This window comes from Ruegeria sp. L12, assembly GCF_056531745.1.
Genome location: NZ_JBQFMH010000010.1, coordinates 148,737 through 167,570 on the forward strand (window position 1 = coordinate 148,737; position 18,834 = coordinate 167,570).

The following is an 18,834-nucleotide window of genomic DNA, read 5'->3' on the forward strand; positions in this document are numbered from 1 at the left end:
CGGTCAGGCGACCGACCGGCCCAAAAGCGTCAAATCGCCGAGCTGTGGCCTGCCTTGCTCAGGTCATAGGCGTCAAAGTTCCGGGCAATCATGCGGGTCAGTGCGCGGGCTTCCGGGGGAATGAACAGCCCTTTATCGGTGATCTGCAGAAGATTTTCGAACGCGGCGTTGGTCGACTGGTACATCTGCTGCAACTCGCGGGCCGAGATGTCGTGATCGCGCAGAATTTCCGCCGTGTCGATCTGGAAATCGCACATCAGCGCTTCGATCAGGCGTGAACGCAGCACGTCCTGCCCCTTGAACAGATGCCCGCGCGCCGTCGAAAACTGTCCGTTGCGGATGGCCTTGGTATGGGCCGACGTGGCCGAGGCGTTCTGGGCGTAACCTTGCGGGAAGCGCGAGATCGAACTGGCCCCGACGCCAACCAGAACATCCGCCTGATCGTCGGTATAGCCCTGGAAGTTGCGCTTGAGCCGCCCGGCGTTCAGCGCCTTTGTCAGGCCATCATCCTGCGTCGCGAAATGGTCAATGCCGATCTCAGCGTATTTGTCCCACAGGAACAGGCGGCGGGCGGTCTCGAACAGTTCCAGACGTTGTTCCGGCGTGGGCAGCGCGTCCGATGGGATCAGTTGTTGCCGCTTGGCCATCCACGGAACATGCGCATAACCATAAAGCGCTACGCGGTCTGGCGACAGCGACAGCAGCTTCTGCACGCTTTCCGTCATTCGCGCCTTGGTCTGATGCGGCAGACCATAAAGGATATCGGCGTTCAGGCTGGTGATGCCACGTGCGCGGATCATGTCCACCGCATTGCGGGTGACGTCATAGCCCTGAATGCGCCCGATGGTTTTCTGAATTTCGTCATCGAAATCCTGCACTCCGATCGAGGCACGGTTCATGCCGGATTCGGCCAGCGCGTGCAGCCGCGCCTCGTCGATCTCATTGGGGTCGATTTCGACCGAGAACTCGGCGTCCGGACCCAAAGGAACCACTTCCAGGATTCGCGACGCCAGATCGCGCATCAGATCGGGGTTCAGCAGGGTCGGTGTGCCACCGCCCCAATGCAGGCGGGACAGAGTCACACCCTGAGGCAGGCGCGCGGCCAGCAGGTCAAGCTCGGCCTTTAGCACATCCACATAGGCGATGACCGGGTTGTCGGTCTGGGTGCCTTGCGTGCGGCAGGCGCAGAACCAGCAGAGCCTGCGGCAGAACGGGACGTGGATATATAGAGAGATGGAGCTGCCGGGCGCGATGCCGGAGATCCAGTCTGCGTACAGGTCGGGGCCCACATCATTGTTGAAATGGGGGGCGGTCGGATAGCTTGTATAACGCGGTACCTTCGCGTCAAATAGTCCAAGCCGCGCCAATTGAGCTTTGATTGTCATGGCGCTAGAGCTATAACAGGGATTGCTTCGATACTTTGACTGAGATCAAGTGGGCGCGCGGATGAATGTAAAAGCTTTTGTTGAGCATGGGAACTGTCAGGACTGCCCGATCCGTCATCGGGCGGTGTGTGCTCATTGCGAAAAAGACGAGCTCGAAGAGCTTGAAAGCATTAAATATTACCGCAGCTTTGAAGCTGGCCAAAATATCATCTGGTCCGGCGACCCGATGAATTTTGTGGGCTCCGTCGTGTCCGGGATCGCTTCGCTGACGCAAACGATGGAAGATGGCCGCACGCAGATGGTGGGCCTGTTGCTGCCCAGCGATTTCGTTGGCCGTCCGGGCCGTGATTCTGCACCTTACGACGTGGTCGCGACCACCGATCTGGTCATGTGCTGTTTCCGCAAGAAGCCGTTCGAAGAGATGATGACGACCACGCCGCACATCGCGCAGCGATTGCTTGAGATGACGCTGGACGAGCTGGACGCGGCGCGCGAATGGATGCTTGTTCTCGGACGCAAGACCGCGCGCGAGAAGATCGCCAGCCTGTTGTCGATCATCGCCCGGCGGGATGCGTCGATCCACCAATCCGGCATGGCGGGACAAATTGTATTCGACCTGCCGCTGACGCGTGAGGCGATGGCGGATTATTTGGGCCTGACGCTGGAAACGGTAAGCCGTCAGATGTCGGCGCTGAAAAAGGACCGGGTGATCGAGCTGGAGGCCAAACGTCACGTCACCATCCCGGATATGGGCCGCCTGATGGAAGAGGCCGGCGACGACACGGATGGTGGATTTCTGGTCTGACGCCGCACCCTGTCGGCGCGACCCCCACAAAATCAGGAGCAAGCCATGGTATTCAGCAGTGTGTTGGCGATGTTGGTCATCGGTGCGATAGCCGGGTGGTTGTCCGGCAAGATCATGGAAGGGCGCGGCTTCGGCCTGATCGGCAATATTGTCGTCGGAGTCGTCGGCGCATTCCTGGCGGGCACGATCTTTCCCGCGCTGGGCTTTGGGGTTGGCGGGGGCCTGTTTTCTTCGATTTTCTTTGCCACCGTGGGCGCGGTGATATTGCTGTTTCTGATCGGCTTAGTCCGAAAGGCCTGAACATCAAAAGTCGCCCCACGTCAGGGCGACTTTTGTTAAGACCTCAATGTGTCTCAGTGGGCCAGAAACACCGGAATCTCCGACTGCTCGAGCATATTGCGCGTGGCTCCGCCCAGAATGGCTTCGCGGAACCGGGAATGGCCGTAGGCGCCCATCACGATCATGTCCGCATCGGTGTCCGCCGCGTGGCGGTTCAGAATGTCCGAGACGCGGGTCATGGTTTTGCTCAGCACGTCAATCTCACATTTCACACCGTGCCGTGCGAGCATCTGCGACAGCATTCCGCCGGGATCAGAGCGGTCGGGCCCGTGACGCGGCGGGTCGATGACCACGATTCGCGCCAGTTCCGCCTGTTTGAGGAAGGGCATGGCACAACGGATCGCTCGCATCGCCTCGATGCTTTCGTTCCAGCCGATCATGACGGTACCGGGTTGCCTGACCGGTTCGGCGTTGTCCGGCACCAGAAGAACCGGAGCGTGGCCTTCGAACATGGCGGCCTCGACGATCGGTTCGGCCTCGGCGTCGCGGTCCTTGCCATAGGGCCGGGGCAATACAACCAGATCCGAGAATCGTGCCCGGCGCGCAACGTGGCGCCCGATATCGGCGATCTGGGCCACTCCATTCTCGGCTGACCAGCGGATGCCGGATTTGCCCAGGTAATCCTCGGCGCAGGCCAGAACCTCTTCGGCTTCGGCATTGGCGCGGCTCAGGGTTTCCTGCAGAATCAACGCATTGGCCCCGGCGTAGTAATACCCAGTCTGACTGCGGTCGACGCCCAGGCACAGGGCCTCGCCATGGGCGTCCTGCACCTCGGCCAGCGCCACCATCTGTGCCAGAGCTGACTGAGACAGCCTGGTTTCGGTCATGACCGTCAGTAGGGATTTATATGCCATGTCGCCCTCATGATTTCAGCGCGGCCTTGTGCAGCGCGCCCGTCGGTTTCCTGACAAAAAACCTGTCACATTAAACACAGGCTTGTCTTGATGCAGATCAAAGCGTCATAAGCGCCCTCGCTGCATTACAGCATGCAGTCAAAAAGGGTTTCGTGTGGCATAAAGAATCGCACGAGGCATGGCAAAGGGACGCAATATGTCAAATTACATCAAGCTGATCGTGCTTGGGCTGGTCGTGGTGTTCGCCGCGATCGGGTCCAATTATGCACGGGACTTGGCGTATCAGGTGCACGCAATTCTGGTGATGATTATCGCCGCCGGGTTGTTCATCTGGACGCTTCGAAACACCGATGAGCCAGATATTCTTGTAGATCGCTCAGCAGAATACATGGATGACGTGATCCGCTATGGCGTGATCGCAACTGCCTTTTGGGGTGTGGTCGGGTTTTTGGCGGGGACCTTTATTGCGTTCCAGCTGGCCTTTCCGGGGCTGAACTTCGAATGGGCGCAGGGCTATGCCAACTTCGGTCGCCTGCGGCCGCTGCACACTTCGGCGGTGATCTTCGCCTTTGGCGGCAACGCGCTGATCGCAACCTCGTTCTATGTCGTGCAACGCACCAGCGCCGCGCGCCTGTGGGGTGGCAATCTGGCGTGGTTCGTTTTCTGGGGCTATCAGCTGTTCATCGTTCTGGCCGCCACCGGCTATCTGCTGGGCGGTACCCAGTCGAAGGAATATGCCGAGCCGGAATGGTATGTCGACCTGTGGCTGACCGTCGTCTGGGTGGCTTATCTGGCCGTATATCTGGGCACGATCATCAAACGGAAAGAGCCCCACATCTACGTGGCCAACTGGTTCTATCTGGCCTTCATCGTCACCGTCGCCATGCTGCACCTGGTCAACAACATGACCGTGCCCGTCAGCATCTGGGGTTCGAAATCGGTCATCGTCTGGTCAGGTGTTCAGGATGCCATGATCCAGTGGTGGTACGGCCACAACGCTGTGGGCTTCTTCCTGACCGCGGGCTTCCTGGGCATGATGTACTACTTCATCCCGAAACAGGCCGAGCGTCCGGTATTCAGCTACAAGCTGTCGATCATCCACTTCTGGGCGCTGATCTTCCTGTATATCTGGGCCGGTCCGCACCACCTGCACTATACCGCGCTGCCTGACTGGGCCTCGACGCTGGGCATGGTGTTCTCGGTGATCCTGTGGATGCCGTCCTGGGGCGGTATGATCAACGGTCTGATGACCCTGTCGGGCGCGTGGGACAAGCTGCGCACCGACCCGGTGATCCGGATGATGGTGATCTCGGTCGGCTTCTACGGCATGTCCACCTTCGAAGGCCCGATGATGTCGATCCGCGCGGTGAACTCACTGAGCCACTACACCGACTGGACCATTGGTCACGTGCACTCGGGCGCGTTGGGTTGGAACGGCATGATCACCTTTGGTGCGCTGTACTTCCTTGTGCCTGTCCTGTGGAAGCGCGAGCGTCTGTATTCGCTGCAGATGGTCAGCTGGCACTTCTGGCTCGCCACCATCGGCATCGTGCTTTACGCCGCGTCGATGTGGGTGACCGGCATCATGGAAGGCCTGATGTGGCGCGAAGTGGATGCCAACGGCTTCCTGGTGAACTCGTTCGCCGACACCGTGGCGGCCAAGTTCCCGATGTATGTAGTGCGTGGTCTGGGTGGGGTTATGTTCCTCGCTGGCTCGCTGATCATGTGCTACAACCTGTGGATGACTGTGCGGAAAGCGCCGGCCAAAGAGGCCAGCCTGACCGTTGCGGTCCCGGCTGAATAAGGAGGGCCGGAGCAATGGCAATTCTCGACAAACACAAGATCCTCGAGACCAACGCGACCCTCCTGCTGATCTTCAGCTTTCTGGTCGTGACCATCGGCGGCATCGTACAGATCGCACCCCTGTTCTATCTTGAGAACACCATCGAGAAGGTGGAGGGCATGCGGCCCTACACCCCTCTCGAACTGGCGGGGCGCGAGGTTTATCTGCGTGAAGGCTGCTATGTCTGCCACAGCCAGATGATCCGCCCGATGCGGGACGAGGTCGAACGCTACGGCCACTATTCGCTGGCGGCTGAATCGATGTATGACCATCCGTTCCAGTGGGGGTCCAAGCGCACCGGGCCTGATCTGGCCCGTGTCGGTGGCCGATATTCGGACCAGTGGCATGTGGACCACATGCGCGATCCGCAATCGGTGGTGCCTGAATCGGTGATGCCGAAATACGGCTTCCTCGAAGACACCAAACTGGACGGTAAGTATATCGGTGACATCATGGCGGCAAACGCGCTGGTCGGCACGCCTTACACCGAGGAGATGCTGGAAAACGCAGTGGCGGATTTCCGTGCTCAGGCCGACCCCGACAGCGACTATGACGGGCTGCTGGAACGCTATGGCGACAAGGTCAATGTGCGGAACTTCGATGGTCAGTCTGACCTGACCGAGATGGACGCGCTGGTCGCTTATCTGCAAATGCTGGGCACTTTGGTCGATTTCTCGACCTTCACGCCTGATGCAAGCCGCTAAGGAGAGTGTGATGGAAGAGTACACAATCCTCAGACAGTTTGCGGACAGCTGGATGTTGCTTCTGTTGTTCGCCTTCTTCCTGGGCATCGTGATCTGGGTATTCCGCCCCGGTGCCAGCAAGGAATACAAGGACACCGCCAACATCCCGTTCCGGCATGAAGACAAACCCGCCACATCCAAGGAGGCGCGGCCATGAGCAAGACACCTGAAAAACAGCCGGGTGATCCGAATACAACGGGTCACAGCTGGGACGGTATCGAAGAGTTTGACAACCCGATGCCGCGCTGGTGGCTGTGGACTTTCTATGCCACCATCCTTTGGGGTGTGATCTACACGGTCATGTATCCCGCGTGGCCTCTGGTTCAATCGGCAACCGCCGGTGTGCTGGGCTGGTCCTCACGCGAGCTGGTGCAACAGGATATGGTTGCGTTCGAAGAAGCAAACGCACCGTGGAATGCCAAGCTGGTCGAAACCCCGCTGGAAGAGATCTCGGCCGATGCAGAGCTGCAGCAATACGCCGTGAACGCAGGCGGTGCCGTATTCCGGACCTGGTGCGCACAGTGCCACGGCTCGGGTGCGCAGGGTGCACCAGGTTTCCCGAACCTGCTGGACGACGCATGGCTGTGGGGCGGATCGCTTGAGGACATCGAGACCACCGTCGCCTATGGCATCCGGAACGAAGAAAGCGACGATGCGCGCTATTCCGAGATGCCGGCCTTTGGTGAAATCCTCGAACATGACGAGATCACTCAGGTGGTGCAGTATGTCATGTCCCTGACCAACGCCCAGACCGATGATGCTGCGGCCCAGGCAGGCAAGGTTGTCTTCGAAGACAATTGTGCGGCTTGCCACGGCGAAGACGGCACGGGCGATGTCTTCCAGGGTGCGCCGAACCTGACCGACGCGATCTGGCTCTATGGTGGCAGCGAAGAGGCCCTGACCGAGACGGTCACCAACAGCCGCTTCGGCGTGATGCCATCGTGGGAAAACCGCCTGACCGATGCGCAGATCCGCGCTGTAACTGCCTATGTCCACCAATTGGGTGGCGGTCAGTAAGGGTTAAAAGAACACCTCCGGGCGGTCACCCGCCCGAAGGCTGAGGCACCGGCTGTTCCATCTGTTCGCGCGTTTCCAGAACAGCCGGTGCCGACTTTCCAAACAATAGAGTTTGGCGTTGCCGGGGTCCAGAACCGGCAGAACCATATGGTTCAAAGATCGTCCAGATCTGCCGCGCGCGGATGTTCTCTCCACCAGTGATGTTCGGGCAACCAGCGCGATTTGCGGCGGTTCGGTTTAGGTGCGTCGCGAATATGTGGTGCGTTGATCCGCGTCACGGTCATGAACGATCGGGCAAAGACGGTCAGCATGGTGTTGCTCCTGTGCGAGGATGTTTCTGTTAAAAAGATTGACCTTTGAGGCGCAAAATGCGACTCAATAACCGTTTCATTATGTAAGTTGGAATTACATATGGATTGGCTCAACCTACCGCCGCTGGCCGCGCTCAGAGCCTTTGCTGCCTTTGCCGAGAAGCGAAATGTTGTTGATGCCGGTGCCGCGCTCAATGTCAGCCACGCCGCCATCAGTCAGCAATTGCGCGCGCTGGAAAAGCACTTGGGCGTTGCGCTGCTGGACCGTTCGGGCAAGGCGTTGACCCTGACCGGTGACGGAGAGCACCTGGCCCGTGCCCTGCATCTGGGCTTTGGCGCGATCGCGGCGGCGGTGGGTGATCTGGCCCGCTCGGGGCAAGACCGCCCGGTTCATGTCTCGCTGACCTCATCCTTTGCCGCGTCCTGGCTGATGCCGCGCCTGCCGGGCTTTCGTGCCGCGCACCCCGAGGTCAACCTGATCCTGGACCCGACCTTCGAGGTGGTCGACCTGCGCCCGGGCGGGGTGGATGTGGCCATCCGATATGGCGCCGGTGGCTGGCCGGGGGTAGATTGCCAGATGTTGTTGCAGACACCGATGGTCATTGTAGCCTCGCCCACGCTCTTGGGGGGCAAAGTAGACTGGTCCCCGCAAGAGCTTGCGCAGTTACCCTGGCTCGAGGAAATCGGCACTACTGAGGCGACGAAATGGCTGACCGAGCGCGGTGTCGGACCCGAACGCGGCGCGGGGCGCACGCAGCTGCCGGGCAATCTTCTGCTGGATGGCCTGAGGTCGGGGCAGGGGGTCACGGTCACCGTGCGACAATTCGTCGAAGCCGATATCGCAGCGGGCCGCATCGTCGAGCTTTTCGCCGAACCTGATACGCGTGGATATCATATTGTGACACAAAAATCAGCACTTAGGCCATCCGTGAAGACATTCATCAACTGGCTGAAACGCGAAGCGCGCAGCGCGCGGTAACAAGAACGAGAAAAGATGTCTGTACGATGCGCGTTTTGACCCATGTCAAAGTCTCTCGCACCGTGTTCTGGAACAAGGCATACTCAGAAAAGCCAGTTGCGGAGCCAGCCTGTGAGCGATTCCAACCCCACCCCCAGTCTCTATGCCGCCAGAGAGCCGATTTTCCCGAGAAGGGTGTCCGGCCCGTTCCGCAATCTGAAGTGGATCATCATGGCGGTGACGCTGGGCATCTACTATGTCACGCCGTGGATCAGATGGGATCGTGGGCCAAGCCTTCCGGATCAGGCGGTGCTGCTGGATCTGGCCAACCGGCGGTTCTATTTCTTCTGGATCGAAATCTGGCCGCACGAGTTCTATTTCGTCGCCGGATTGTTGATCATGGCCGGGCTGGGGCTGTTCCTGTTCACCTCGGCGCTGGGCCGGGTCTGGTGCGGCTATGCCTGCCCGCAGACCGTGTGGACCGATCTTTACATTCTGGTCGAACGCTGGATCGAGGGGGATCGCAACGCCCGTCTGCGCCTGCACCGGCAGAAAAAGCTGGATTTCCGCAAGGCGCGCCTGCGGCTGACCAAATGGGTGGTCTGGTTTCTGATCGGCCTCGCCACCGGCGGGGCCTGGGTGTTCTATTTCGCCGATGCGCCGACACTGGCCCGCGATCTGGTGACCGGCAATGCGCATCCGGTGGCCTACACCACCATGCTGATTCTCACCGCCACCACCTTTTTCTTCGGCGGCTTTGCCCGCGAACAGATCTGTATCTACGCCTGCCCGTGGCCCCGTATTCAGGCAGCGATGATGGACGAGGATACTCTGGTCGTCGGCTACCGCGAATGGCGGGGTGAGCCTCGCGGCAAAGGGAAACGAACTGCGGATTCCGAGCTGGGCGACTGCATCGACTGTATGGCCTGCGTGAATGTCTGCCCGGTCGGCATCGACATCCGCGATGGGCAGCAGCTGGAGTGCATCACCTGTGCGCTGTGTATCGACGCCTGTGACGACATGATGGCCAAGATCGGCAAACCGCGCGGCCTGATCGATTATATGGCGCTGAGTGATGAGGCGAATGAACGTTCAGGAAAACCGCCCAAAAACGTCTGGAAGCACATCTTGCGACCGCGCACGATCCTTTATACGGCGCTGTGGTCTCTGGTCGGGTTTGCACTGCTGTTCGCTTTGTTCATCCGCTCGGATATCGACCTGACGGTCGCGCCGGTGCGGAACCCGACTTTTGTCACCCTTTCGGATGGCACGATCCGCAACACCTATGACGTGCGCCTGCGCAACAAGCACGGTGAAGAGCGGCCCTTTATATTGACGCTGGCAGGTGATCCGTCGTTGCAGATCGAAATTGAGGGCATTGAAGGTGATACTGTCAATGTCGCTGCGGATACGGCACAATTGACGCGGGTCTACATCACGGCTGCGAAGGACACCGGCCCGGCCGCTATGAACAGCACATCGGTCCGCATCTGGGTGGAAGACCTTGAAAGCGGCGAGCGGGCGTATAAAGACACCACGTTCAACGGACGAGGAAACTGAGCATGGCAGAGCGAAAATTCACCGGCAAACACGCATTGGCGGTGTTCGTCGCAGCCTTTGGCGTGATCATCACGGTGAATCTGATATTGGCCTATAGTGCGGTGAAAACTTTCCCGGGGCTTGAGGTCAAGAACTCTTACGTCGCCAGTCAGGAGTTCAATGAACGCCTGCAAGAGCAACAGGCGCTGGGATGGGAGATCAAGGCCGAGGTGACCGGCGGTCTGCTGGTGCTGCGTATTATCGATCCGACCGGCGCACCCGTTGAAGTAGCCGAATTGCAGGCGGTGGTTGGCCGCGCGACCCATGTGAAAGACGATTTCTCGCCGGATTTCACCTTTGATGGTCTGGCCTATGCGGCCCCTGCGGCCTTGGGCAAGGGGAACTGGAACATCCGGCTGGTCGCCAAGGCCAAGGACGGGGCCGAGTTTGCGCAGCGCGTGCCGCTGTATGTGAAAGGGTGACCCGGTGACCGTGCACGCCCCCACCGGCACGGCGGCCTGCCCGGGATGCCTCGCAACCCCGGCCGAGCCTGCGCGCGCGGCACCCAAAGACGCGCAGATTGCGCTGTCGCTGCCGGGGATCCACTGCTCGGCCTGTATCGCCACGGTCGAGCGGGAACTGAACGCCCATCCCGGCGTCGAAGACGCGCGGGTCAATCTGACCCTCAAACGCGCGATGATCAAAGCCGATCCGGGCATTCGTGCCGCCGATCTGATCCCGGTGCTGGAACGTGCGGGCTATGAGGCGCATGAGCTTGACCCCGGTGCCTTGTCGGCCACGCAATCGGACAAGGCCGGGCGGGACCTGCTGATGCGGCTGGCTGTGGCCGGGTTTGCCTCGATGAACGTGATGCTGTTGTCTGTCTCGGTCTGGTCCGGGGCGACGGACGCGACGCGTGACATGTTCCACTGGATTTCGGCGGCGATTGCGCTGCCCGCAATTGCCTTTTCGGCCCAGCCTTTCTTTGCCAACGCCTGGAGCGCCCTGCGCGTGCGTCGCCTGAACATGGATGTGCCGATCGTGCTGGCCATCTTGCTGGCGCTGGTCACATCACTTTGGGAAACCGCGCTCAGCGGCAAGCACGCCTATTTCGACGCTGCGCTGACGCTGACGTTCTTTTTGCTGGCCGGGCGGTATCTGGACTACCGCACCCGTGCCGTTGCCCGATCCGCCGCTGAGGAACTGACCGCGCTTGAGGTGCCCCGCGCCACCCGTCTGGTCGATGGTGTTGAGGAGGAGATCGCGGTTTCGGCGCTGAATGTCGGCGACCTGATCCTAGTCCGCCCCGGTGGCCGGATGCCCGTGGACGGAGAGATCGTTTCGGGCCAATCCGAACTCGACCGGTCCCTGCTGACAGGCGAGACACTGCCTGTATTCGCACAGGAGGGGATGGTCGTCAGCGCTGGTGAGGTCAATCTGACCGGGCCTCTGACCATCCGCGCGACGGCGGTGGGAGAGGATACCTCGTTGCACCGCATGACCGATCTGGTGGCTATCGCTGAGTCGGGCCGGTCGCGATACACATCGCTGGCCGACAAGGCGGCGAAATTGTACGCGCCGGGGGTGCACATCCTGTCGGCGCTCAGCTTTCTGGGCTGGTATATCTATTCCGGCGATGTCCGCACGGCGCTGAACATCGCGGCGGCGGTTCTGATCATCACCTGCCCCTGTGCGCTGGGTCTGGCGGTTCCGGCTGTGACCACGGCGGCCTCGGGGAGGCTGTTCCGCAGCGGTATGCTGATCAAACACGCCACAGCGTTGGAGCGTCTGGCAGAGGTCGATACGGTTGTGTTTGACAAAACCGGCACGCTGACCTCGGGCACGCCTGAGTTGACCAATCTGGGCGACCATTCCCGCGCCGATCTGGAAGTGGCTCTGGCGCTGGCCGAGGCGTCGTCGCATCCCTTGTCACTCGCCCTTGCCAAAGCAGCGCGCGAAGCTGGCATCAAGCCCGCCACCCTGCGCGATGTGGTCGAAGTGCCGGGCTATGGCACCGAGGGCCTTTACCGCGATCAACGCGTCCGGTTGGGCCGCGCCGCCTGGATCGGTGGCGAGGATGGGGCGCAGACCTCGGCTTGGCTGGCCATCGGATCGCACCAGCCCTTGCGCTTTACTTTCACAGACAGCTTGCGCGCAGGTGCGGCCGAGGCTGTTGCCGCCTTCCGCAAGTCCGGCAAAGAGGTCCTTCTGATCTCGGGCGATACCGAGGGTGCTGTTGAGGCGCTGGCAGGCAAACTGGGCATCGAAAGCTGGATCGCGCAAGCCCTGCCCGAGGACAAAGCCGCCAAGGTGCAAGCGTTGAGCGATCAGGGTCACCGTGTTCTGATGGTCGGCGACGGGTTGAACGATACGGCAGCTCTGGCGGCAGCGCATGTTTCGATCTCTCCGGCTTCGGCGCTGGATGCAGCGCGGGTGGCGTCGGATATCGTGCTGCTGGGCAATGACCTGTCACCAATCTCGGATGCCTGCGATACGGCCATCAAGGCGACCAAAAGGATTCGCGAGAACTTCCGCATCGCCACCGTTTACAACGTGATCGCCGTTCCGCTGGCCGTTGTGGGCCTCGCGACACCCCTGATCGCGGCGCTGGCGATGTCGACCTCGTCGATCACCGTGTCCCTGAACGCATTGCGGCTGAGGTAACACGATGGAAGTTCTGGCCTATCTCATTCCGATTTCACTGCTTTTGGGCGGCGTCGGACTGGTGGCGTTTATTTATACGGTCCGGTCCAACCAGTATGACGACCCCGAGGGCGACTCGCGCCGCATCCTGAGCGACGAATGGGACGACAAGCCCAAGCCCTGACCGCCCTTGAAATTGCCGCAATGCCCGGTTATGTCCGGCCCATCCGCTAGCAGAGAGATACGCCTCATGGCCACCACAAACCCGATCCAGTTCATTCAGCAGGTCCGTGCCGAAGTCGCAAAGGTCGTCTGGCCCACCCGGCGCGAAGTTCTGCTGACCACGGTCATGGTGTTCATCATGGCGGCGCTGACGGCTGTATTCTTTGCCCTGGTCGATCTGGGCATTCGCGGCGGCTTGCAACTGATCCTGGGCGCCTTCGGCTAAGCCGGTTGGGCAGGCGGAAACGCCACTGCCCCCTTGCACAGCTTGCGATGTCAGAGTAGGTGACATGACTATTCGGAATGGGCGTGCGGCGAATCGGGCTGCGCGCCGCTTTTTATTCCGGGTGACGCAATTGAATTTCAACGCGGGGCGCATGCTCAGCCGCCCCAAAGGCAAACAAGGACGACAGGTTCATGGCGAAACGGTGGTACTCGGTCAGCGTTCTTTCGAATTTCGAAAAGAAGATCGCAGAGCAGATCCGCACGTCGGTGGCTGAACAGGGCCTTGAGGACGATATCGACGAGGTTTTGGTGCCCACCGAAGAGGTGATCGAAGTGCGCCGGGGCAAGAAGGTCACAACCGAGCGCCGCTTTATGCCCGGTTACGTTCTGGTGCATATGGAAATGTCGGATCAGGGCTATCACCTGATCAACTCGATCAACCGGGTCACCGGCTTTCTGGGACCGCAGGGCCGCCCGATGCCGATGCGCGACGCCGAGGTGAACCAGATCCTCAACCGCGTTCAGGAAGGTGAAGAAGCGCCGAAGCTGATGATCAGCTTCGAGATCGGCGAAAAGGTCAAGGTCAACGACGGCCCGTTCGAGGATTTCGACGGCATGGTCGAAGGCGTGGACGACGAGAACCAGAAGCTGAAGGTTTCGGTCTCGATCTTCGGTCGCGAAACCCCGGTCGAACTGGACTTCACGCAGGTGACCAAGCAAAGCTGATCGGTTCCTTTAGAACCATCGGATGGGGTGCCTTACGGGCACCCTTTTTTACGTTTGGGGCGTGCTCAACTGCCAAACGGTCTGATCTTCGCCGAACCCCTTGAGTGACACGGTTCCGACCGGTTCGCAGAGTTCCGGCAGAAACGCTGCAGCGGTTTCGGACAGGACGTGGTCACATTCCAGGTCCGTGGCCGCAGATACCAGTCTTGCCGTCAGATTGACATCCGGGCCGATGGCGGTGAAATCCAGCCGATCCCCGCCTCCGATATTGCCATAGTGGAAGCGACCATGATGAATTGCAGTGCGCACGCCCAGTTTGTGGGAGAAGTCGGCTGTGCTCAGCGATTTCAGGCCTTCGCGCACCGCTGCGATGGCGGCTTCGATCTGTACGTTGGGCGGAAGATCCGCGCTGGTTGGGAAGATCGCAAAAAAGCCGTCGCCCATGAATTTCAGAATCTCTCCGCCGTGATCCATGACCGAAGGGACAAGGCAATCAAAACTGTCATTCAGCAGCCGGACCAACGCATCACCGGATACTGAATTTGAAAGGCGGGTAAATCCCTTGAGGTCCGCAAACAGGATGACCGCTTCGATTTTGCTGCCATCGCCGCGATGCACCTTTCCCTCCAGAATATGCGCGCCACTGTTATGGCCGACATAGGTCGACAGCAGATAGGTCGCGTCGAGCCGCAGCATATACGCCTCGGTCAGGCGTGCGAGCGGGCCGCGAACCCGGTTCAGAATCGCCAGATCCCGCTTTGAAAACCCGCCGGGCGCGGCGCTTGACCAGGTGCAGACATGGGTATCGCCGTTGATATAGATCAGCGGTTGCGCCAGATAGTCGGTGAACCCCTGTTCGCGCAATTCGCCTACGATGATGTAATCCTCGGGGCAGTTGGGGTGTTCCAGATGGCGGCGGATGGTTTGCTGACGCTCGATCACGTGCGGAAGCGGATTTTCGGTATAGATCGCCTCGGAAAACAGTTGTGACGGCGCGTCGACCCTGTCGACGCCTGCGCCTGCTTTCCACAGGAAACGCCGTCCTGTCAGATTGGGGTGCAACGTCCAGATGAACAAACCGAACCGGTCGATGGCGACACCGGCATCCAGCAGGCGCGTACATATACCTTCGATGATATCGACCGCATTTGCTGCCGGGCGGGCGCCATCAACCATCCACTCGATCAGAGCGTCGATCTTGTCCTGTTCCTGGTTCGGTTCCGGTGATTGCATAGCACATTCGCGATACATTGTCGGGTCGGTTGAAGCTGTGGCTGCACCAGAGCGGGGCTGCAAGTCTGGCGCAGATTATAGTCCGGTTCATCGCGAAAAACACAACGCCGCGATGCAACACGCACCGCGGCGTTCTAAATCGACCTTTCCGGGGTCAATACAGCTTGGCGCGTCGCCCTATTGCGCTTGAACCATGGCCGCGCGCAACAGTTGCGGGCGATCCGACTGGGACGGCAGGAAGACGGCAGGCGATCCGGCATCCAATGCCGAAAGGCTCGCATCGTACCACTGCGTTGCAAGGTCACGGCGTTTCTGCACGCCGAAGCCTTCGCGCAGGTGATGACCGATCAGCTCTCCATAGGCGGGTTCGCCCATCGCGACCAGCATCAGCGCTGAACCTACTGCGGTGTCCATGTTGTCCTGACGGTAGCCCATGGACAGGCAGACCTTGCTCGTCGCCGCCAGATCTGCAGGGCTCAGCCCGGACTCCAGCGCCAGTTTGCGGACCTGAGATTCAGCCTCTGTTTTTGAAGTGATCGACAGGGCGTCGACTTGCGGTGCCAGCATCTCGCCATACGAATCGCATTGTGCGCTGACCTGATCCGGCGTCAGCCCCTGAATATCCTGCATCAGGTCTTCTCCGCGCGCCATCGCATAGCTGCGCGCAAGACAGAACTGTTCGCTGAGTGCAAAATCCGGGTCGGACATGTTGGACAGGGTCGTATAGCCCCCATTGGTTGATGTCTGCAGCATCACCCCGCTGCAGCGATTGGCCAGCGATGGCCCACCGGTGCCGCCAGAAAACAGGCTGGGCAAACTACTGGAAGCGGTTTCAGCTGGCTCGGGTGCAGGGGCGGCCTCAGGTTGCGGCTGAGTCACAACGGGTATGGTCGCCGGGGCCGGTGCAGTCGCTTGCGGTGCCACAGCCAGCGTTGATCCCGTTTGTATCTGCCGGCGATACTCCATCAACAGCGGTTGCCCCGCCAGTTGCGTCGAAGCCTGACCTCCGCTGGTGGCCCAGTAATAGGCCTGCATCAGGAAATCGCGCTGATAGGGTTGGAAATCATATCCGTTTACCGGATAGCCCATAGACACCTGATACCGCTCGATCGCCGAGCGGGTGCCACGGCCCACCTGACCATCGACACGACCGGCATTATATCCAAAGTAGTTGAGCGCCGTCTGGGTCTGCGCCCCTTGGGTGGTCGATGGGATGCCCGACCGGTAGGTTTGGGTGGATCTCGTTGTTGTCTGGGCCTGTTTTTTTCTCTCCTGATCCCGGCCAATTGCGTAGCCGATAACCCCGCCAACGACGGCACCGCCCAGGATTTCTCCCGCGTCCGCGCGAGCGCTCTGAGGAGAGGACGTTGTGAAAGAGAGTGCGATAGCGAGCGTTACTACCAATCGAATGAACATAATTAACCTCCACTACAAATACCTGTTTTAATGGACTATAGCACAGACACGCGTGCGAATGTGGCTCAAAGGCCGGAGCCCGCTCATCTCGCCGGTTTATCCAGATATTTTAGGATCTTGCCGGGGTGTTCAGGGCGTCTGTTTCATGGCCCGCAGCTTTGGGCTCTCATCGAGTTTGGCAAAACTCAACGGGGCACGATTCGAATGCGCGTCTCCGGGTCGGGCCAGCCCCTTGCCAACCCCCTCATTCCCCTATAAACGCCGCCTCTATCGTCTTCGGGCGAGATTCTCTCGTGGGAGGTTGCCGGGATCGCGATCCCGGACCGGACCACGCAACATAATCTGGGTGGAACGCGTTTCACCTAAGTTGAAAGGAAAACCAAATGGCCAAGAAGCTTGCTGGTACAATGAAGCTGCAGGTTCCTGCAGGTCAGGCGAACCCGTCGCCGCCAGTTGGTCCGGCGCTGGGTCAGCGCGGCATCAATATCATGGAATTCTGCAAGGCGTTCAACGCCAAGACCGCAGACATGGAGCCCGGCGCGCCGTGCCCGACCGTGATCACCTATTATCAGGACAAGTCCTTCACCATGGACATCAAGACGCCGCCCGCGTCTTATTACCTGAAAAAAGCGGCTGGTCTGAAGCCGGTTGGCAAGCGTAACCGCCCCCGCGGCGCGGAAAACCCTGGTCGTGAGACCGTGGCCACCGTGACCTCGAAGCAGGTTCGCGAAATCGCCGAAGCCAAAATGAAAGATCTGAACGCCAACGACGTCGAAGGCGCAATGCAGATCATCCTGGGCTCGGCCCGCTCCATGGGCATCGAGGTGAAGTAAGATGGCAAAACTCGGTAAACGTACCCGCGCTGCGCGCGAAGCTGTCGCTGGCAAGGAAAACCTGTCGGTGGACGAAGCTGTTGCCCTGGTCAAAGCCAACGCAACCTCGAAATTCGACGAGACCATCGAAATCGCGATGAACCTGGGCGTTGACACCCGTCACGCAGACCAGATGGTGCGCGGCGTTGTCGGCCTGCCGAACGGCACCGGCAAAGACATGCGTGTTGCTGTGTTCGCTCGTGGCCCCAAGGCGGATGAGGCGAAAGAAGCAGGCGCGGACATCGTTGGCGCAGAAGACCTGATGGAAACCATTCAGGGCGGCACCATCGATTTCGATCGCTGCATTGCCACCCCGGACATGATGCCAATCGTTGGCCGTCTGGGTAAGGTTCTGGGCCCCCGCAACCTGATGCCGAACCCCAAGGTTGGCACCGTGACCATGGACGTGAAAGCGGCCGTGGAAGCAGCCAAGGGGGGTGAAGTTCAGTTCAAGGCGGAAAAAGGCGGTGTTGTGCATGCCGGTGTTGGCAAAGCGTCGTTCGACGAAGCCAAGCTGGCCGAAAACGTCCGTGCATTCGTCTCGGCTGTTGCCAAGGCCAAGCCGTCGGGCGCCAAAGGCACCTACATGAAGAAAATCGCGCTGAGCTCGACCATGGGCCCTGGCGTGACCGTGGATGTTGCGGAAGCATCGGGCGAATAAGCCCTTCGCGACATGTCGGTAATTCGAACCCGGGCAGCACATGCTGCCCGGGTTTCTTTTGTTTGACTGCCGTGGCCTTGCAGTCGATAAGACAGCGCGAACACAACAATGCGCGACCGGCGGGCTGGCTGCGCGCAAACCATTAACGCGGGGCAGGGTGGCAAGGCAGTGACGAGCGCGGATGAAACCCTGTTTCTCGTCCGAACCAGAGGGTTCCCCGAGATGGCGCGCCTTCTGGCGACGACACTGGCGTCGGCTGGTGTCACAGTCGCCATTGTCGTGGATGAACAGGACGGCCCGGTCGACTGCGATCCGTTTCTGAAATTATCGCTGGATGAGGCAGCGTTAGCGCCGCTTGGTTTGGAAGATTTGCCAAGAAACTGGCGCTGGATGTGCGGTGACATGTGCTACTATCTGGCAACTGCAAAGCAGCCGGATTATGCACGCTATGTCATGGTTGAATCTGATGTGTTTGTGCCGCCACTCGGAGTTGACACCTTGGTGCATGCGCTGAGTACCTATCCTGCACAAGCTATCGCTGCCCGGTTTGGCAAGAATAATGATCGGCGCAGATTCTCAAACATGCTGGTTCATTTTGGCGTCGATCCTCAGTGGGGCTGCATATTCCCATTGACGGCTGTGACACCGCAGGTGGTTGCCGCGATGAAGGAAATTCGCGTGCAGCAGATGCGGGAATTGCCCGATGCTACTCTGAACGACGAGGCGGTTTTGGCCGGGGCCGTGGTTGGCCGTGGCTTTTCGTATGCACGGCTTGAAGATGTGATTCCCGAACAGGTGCCGGAAGAGACCTTCAGCACCAATCCGCCGCATTTGTTCGAAGCGGTGCAGGTCAAACCGGATGAGCGCAGATTGTTCCACCCGGTTGTGCCATTCCAGACAATTCTCGCACGGTTGGATAGCCGAGAAAAAGCCTATAACAGGCGCCGGCTTCGAAACGTGTTACAAACGGCGCCAAGGCCCATGCGGCGTATTCTAAGACAACGTCTGCTGGCCAAAGGTGAACGCTCATCAGAGTGAGTAA

At 59.9% G+C, this 18,834-nt stretch carries 21 protein-coding genes; 16 read left to right on the forward strand and 5 right to left on the reverse strand.

The features are described 5' to 3' along the window. Window positions 1–29: 29 nt before the first annotated feature. Window positions 30–1,385, reverse strand: coding sequence for an oxygen-independent coproporphyrinogen III oxidase (hemN, locus tag ACR0K9_RS16390; protein WP_480824780.1), 1,356 nt, complete (start codon window positions 1,383–1,385; stop codon window positions 30–32). A gap of 61 nt (window positions 1,386–1,446) precedes the next feature. On the opposite strand from hemN, the gene fnrL reads away from it, so the two are divergent. Both fnrL and ACR0K9_RS16400 read left to right on the forward strand, forming a co-directional pair. Next, window positions 1,447–2,190, forward strand: a complete 744-nt coding sequence (gene fnrL / locus ACR0K9_RS16395) for a transcriptional regulator FnrL (RefSeq protein ID WP_480534198.1) — start codon at window positions 1,447–1,449, stop codon at window positions 2,188–2,190. A gap of 45 nt (window positions 2,191–2,235) precedes the next feature. Beyond that, window positions 2,236–2,490: a GlsB/YeaQ/YmgE family stress response membrane protein gene (locus ACR0K9_RS16400; RefSeq protein ID WP_480534196.1), complete on the forward strand. Its 255-nt coding sequence runs from the start codon at window positions 2,236–2,238 to the stop codon at window positions 2,488–2,490. A gap of 53 nt (window positions 2,491–2,543) precedes the next feature. Here ACR0K9_RS16400 and ACR0K9_RS16405 read toward each other — a convergent pair whose 3' ends face one another. Further along, window positions 2,544–3,383: a universal stress protein gene (locus ACR0K9_RS16405; protein ID WP_480824782.1), complete on the reverse strand. Its 840-nt coding sequence runs from the start codon at window positions 3,381–3,383 to the stop codon at window positions 2,544–2,546. A gap of 196 nt (window positions 3,384–3,579) precedes the next feature. Here ACR0K9_RS16405 and ccoN point away from each other — a divergent pair, with 196 nt between their 5' ends. Genes ccoN through ccoP form a run of 4 tightly spaced genes read left to right on the forward strand, consistent with a single transcriptional unit; the run spans window position 3,580 to window position 6,986 of the window. Then, entirely contained in the window at window positions 3,580–5,187 is a 1,608-nt protein-coding gene (ccoN, locus tag ACR0K9_RS16410) for a cytochrome-c oxidase, cbb3-type subunit I (RefSeq protein ID WP_480824784.1), read from the forward strand. 14 nt (window positions 5,188–5,201) lie between these two features. Further along, complete coding sequence (gene ccoO, locus ACR0K9_RS16415; protein ID WP_480824786.1) at window positions 5,202–5,930, forward strand: cytochrome-c oxidase, cbb3-type subunit II; 729 nt, start codon at window positions 5,202–5,204, stop codon at window positions 5,928–5,930. A 10-nt stretch (window positions 5,931–5,940) separates the two neighbouring features. After that, a complete protein-coding gene (locus ACR0K9_RS16420) occupies window positions 5,941–6,126 on the forward strand; it encodes a cbb3-type cytochrome c oxidase subunit 3 (protein ID WP_480534188.1) in 186 nt (61 codons plus the stop codon). Continuing rightward, on the forward strand, window positions 6,123–6,986 hold the full coding sequence (gene ccoP / locus ACR0K9_RS16425; RefSeq protein ID WP_480534186.1) for a cytochrome-c oxidase, cbb3-type subunit III: 864 nt from the start codon (window positions 6,123–6,125) through the stop codon (window positions 6,984–6,986). The genes ACR0K9_RS16420 and ccoP overlap by 4 nt, the downstream gene beginning before the upstream one ends. Window positions 6,987–7,138: 152 nt before the next feature. Here the strand turns inward: ccoP and ACR0K9_RS16430 are convergent, their stop codons facing one another. Further along, a complete protein-coding gene (locus tag ACR0K9_RS16430; RefSeq protein WP_480534184.1) occupies window positions 7,139–7,297 on the reverse strand; it encodes a hypothetical protein in 159 nt (52 codons plus the stop codon). Between the two features lie 100 nt (window positions 7,298–7,397). Here ACR0K9_RS16430 and ACR0K9_RS16435 point away from each other — a divergent pair, with 100 nt between their 5' ends. From ACR0K9_RS16435 to nusG, 7 genes are all read left to right on the forward strand, one after another. Beyond that, on the forward strand, window positions 7,398–8,276 hold the full coding sequence (locus ACR0K9_RS16435; protein WP_480534182.1) for a LysR family transcriptional regulator: 879 nt from the start codon (window positions 7,398–7,400) through the stop codon (window positions 8,274–8,276). 111 nt (window positions 8,277–8,387) lie between these two features. Next, window positions 8,388–9,815 (forward strand): cytochrome c oxidase accessory protein CcoG, encoded by a 1,428-nt coding sequence (gene ccoG, locus ACR0K9_RS16440; RefSeq protein ID WP_480824788.1) that lies wholly within the window; start codon window positions 8,388–8,390, stop codon window positions 9,813–9,815. 2 nt (window positions 9,816–9,817) lie between these two features. Beyond that, window positions 9,818–10,276 carry a FixH family protein gene (locus ACR0K9_RS16445; protein ID WP_480824790.1) on the forward strand — a complete coding sequence of 153 codons (459 nt, stop codon included), beginning with the start codon at window positions 9,818–9,820 and terminating at the stop codon, window positions 10,274–10,276. 4 nt (window positions 10,277–10,280) lie between these two features. Next, window positions 10,281–12,458 carry a heavy metal translocating P-type ATPase gene (locus ACR0K9_RS16450; protein WP_480824792.1) on the forward strand — a complete coding sequence of 726 codons (2,178 nt, stop codon included), beginning with the start codon at window positions 10,281–10,283 and terminating at the stop codon, window positions 12,456–12,458. Window positions 12,459–12,462: 4 nt separating this feature from the next. Beyond that, entirely contained in the window at window positions 12,463–12,621 is a 159-nt protein-coding gene (ccoS, locus tag ACR0K9_RS16455) for a cbb3-type cytochrome oxidase assembly protein CcoS (RefSeq protein ID WP_424831576.1), read from the forward strand. Window positions 12,622–12,687: 66 nt separating this feature from the next. Further along, window positions 12,688–12,885 (forward strand): preprotein translocase subunit SecE, encoded by a 198-nt coding sequence (gene secE, locus ACR0K9_RS16460; protein ID WP_171124314.1) that lies wholly within the window; start codon window positions 12,688–12,690, stop codon window positions 12,883–12,885. 191 nt (window positions 12,886–13,076) lie between these two features. Next, window positions 13,077–13,610 (forward strand): transcription termination/antitermination protein NusG, encoded by a 534-nt coding sequence (gene nusG / locus ACR0K9_RS16465; protein WP_480534174.1) that lies wholly within the window; start codon window positions 13,077–13,079, stop codon window positions 13,608–13,610. A gap of 48 nt (window positions 13,611–13,658) precedes the next feature. On the opposite strand, the gene ACR0K9_RS16470 is transcribed toward nusG, so the two are convergent. After that, a complete protein-coding gene (locus tag ACR0K9_RS16470) occupies window positions 13,659–14,843 on the reverse strand; it encodes an adenylate/guanylate cyclase domain-containing protein (protein ID WP_480824794.1) in 1,185 nt (394 codons plus the stop codon). A 177-nt stretch (window positions 14,844–15,020) separates the two neighbouring features. Continuing rightward, window positions 15,021–16,259, reverse strand: a complete 1,239-nt coding sequence (locus ACR0K9_RS16475) for a peptidoglycan-binding domain-containing protein (RefSeq protein ID WP_480824796.1) — start codon at window positions 16,257–16,259, stop codon at window positions 15,021–15,023. Between the two features lie 383 nt (window positions 16,260–16,642). On the opposite strand from ACR0K9_RS16475, the gene rplK reads away from it, so the two are divergent. The 3 genes from rplK to ACR0K9_RS16490 all read left to right on the forward strand — a co-directional run bounded on the left by rplK (window position 16,643) and on the right by ACR0K9_RS16490 (window position 18,830). After that, window positions 16,643–17,092: a 50S ribosomal protein L11 gene (rplK, locus tag ACR0K9_RS16480; protein ID WP_010440985.1), complete on the forward strand. Its 450-nt coding sequence runs from the start codon at window positions 16,643–16,645 to the stop codon at window positions 17,090–17,092. A 1-nt stretch (window position 17,093) separates the two neighbouring features. After that, window positions 17,094–17,792 carry a 50S ribosomal protein L1 gene (gene rplA, locus ACR0K9_RS16485; protein WP_480534169.1) on the forward strand — a complete coding sequence of 233 codons (699 nt, stop codon included), beginning with the start codon at window positions 17,094–17,096 and terminating at the stop codon, window positions 17,790–17,792. Window positions 17,793–18,014: 222 nt separating this feature from the next. Continuing rightward, the gene (locus ACR0K9_RS16490; RefSeq protein ID WP_480824798.1) at window positions 18,015–18,830 is read left to right on the forward strand and encodes a hypothetical protein; all 816 of its coding nucleotides are present in this window, start codon (window positions 18,015–18,017) and stop codon (window positions 18,828–18,830) included. Window positions 18,831–18,834: the final 4 nt, after the last annotated feature.

Bases quoted from the DNA above. Each gene is read 5' to 3' on its own strand.
- nusG (WP_480534174.1), top strand. From the start codon at position 13,077: ATGGCGAAACGGTGGTACTCGGTCAGCGTTCTTTCGAATTTCGAAAAG.
- ACR0K9_RS16470 (WP_480824794.1), bottom strand. From the start codon at position 14,843: ATGCAATCACCGGAACCGAACCAGGAACAGGACAAGATCGACGCTCTG.
- hemN (WP_480824780.1), bottom strand. From the start codon at position 1,385: ATGACAATCAAAGCTCAATTGGCGCGGCTTGGACTATTTGACGCGAAG.
- ccoN (WP_480824784.1), top strand. From the start codon at position 3,580: ATGTCAAATTACATCAAGCTGATCGTGCTTGGGCTGGTCGTGGTGTTC.
- ACR0K9_RS16405 (WP_480824782.1), bottom strand. From the start codon at position 3,383: ATGGCATATAAATCCCTACTGACGGTCATGACCGAAACCAGGCTGTCT.
- ccoO (WP_480824786.1), top strand. From the start codon at position 5,202: ATGGCAATTCTCGACAAACACAAGATCCTCGAGACCAACGCGACCCTC.
- secE (WP_171124314.1), top strand. From the start codon at position 12,688: ATGGCCACCACAAACCCGATCCAGTTCATTCAGCAGGTCCGTGCCGAA.
- ACR0K9_RS16400 (WP_480534196.1), top strand. From the start codon at position 2,236: ATGGTATTCAGCAGTGTGTTGGCGATGTTGGTCATCGGTGCGATAGCC.
- ccoS (WP_424831576.1), top strand. From the start codon at position 12,463: ATGGAAGTTCTGGCCTATCTCATTCCGATTTCACTGCTTTTGGGCGGC.
- ACR0K9_RS16475 (WP_480824796.1), bottom strand. From the start codon at position 16,259: ATGTTCATTCGATTGGTAGTAACGCTCGCTATCGCACTCTCTTTCACA.
- ACR0K9_RS16435 (WP_480534182.1), top strand. From the start codon at position 7,398: ATGGATTGGCTCAACCTACCGCCGCTGGCCGCGCTCAGAGCCTTTGCT.
- ACR0K9_RS16490 (WP_480824798.1), top strand. From the start codon at position 18,015: ATGGCGCGCCTTCTGGCGACGACACTGGCGTCGGCTGGTGTCACAGTC.
- ACR0K9_RS16420 (WP_480534188.1), top strand. From the start codon at position 5,941: ATGGAAGAGTACACAATCCTCAGACAGTTTGCGGACAGCTGGATGTTG.
- ccoP (WP_480534186.1), top strand. From the start codon at position 6,123: ATGAGCAAGACACCTGAAAAACAGCCGGGTGATCCGAATACAACGGGT.
- rplA (WP_480534169.1), top strand. From the start codon at position 17,094: ATGGCAAAACTCGGTAAACGTACCCGCGCTGCGCGCGAAGCTGTCGCT.
- fnrL (WP_480534198.1), top strand. From the start codon at position 1,447: ATGAATGTAAAAGCTTTTGTTGAGCATGGGAACTGTCAGGACTGCCCG.
- rplK (WP_010440985.1), top strand. From the start codon at position 16,643: ATGGCCAAGAAGCTTGCTGGTACAATGAAGCTGCAGGTTCCTGCAGGT.
- ACR0K9_RS16445 (WP_480824790.1), top strand. From the start codon at position 9,818: ATGGCAGAGCGAAAATTCACCGGCAAACACGCATTGGCGGTGTTCGTC.
- ACR0K9_RS16430 (WP_480534184.1), bottom strand. From the start codon at position 7,297: ATGCTGACCGTCTTTGCCCGATCGTTCATGACCGTGACGCGGATCAAC.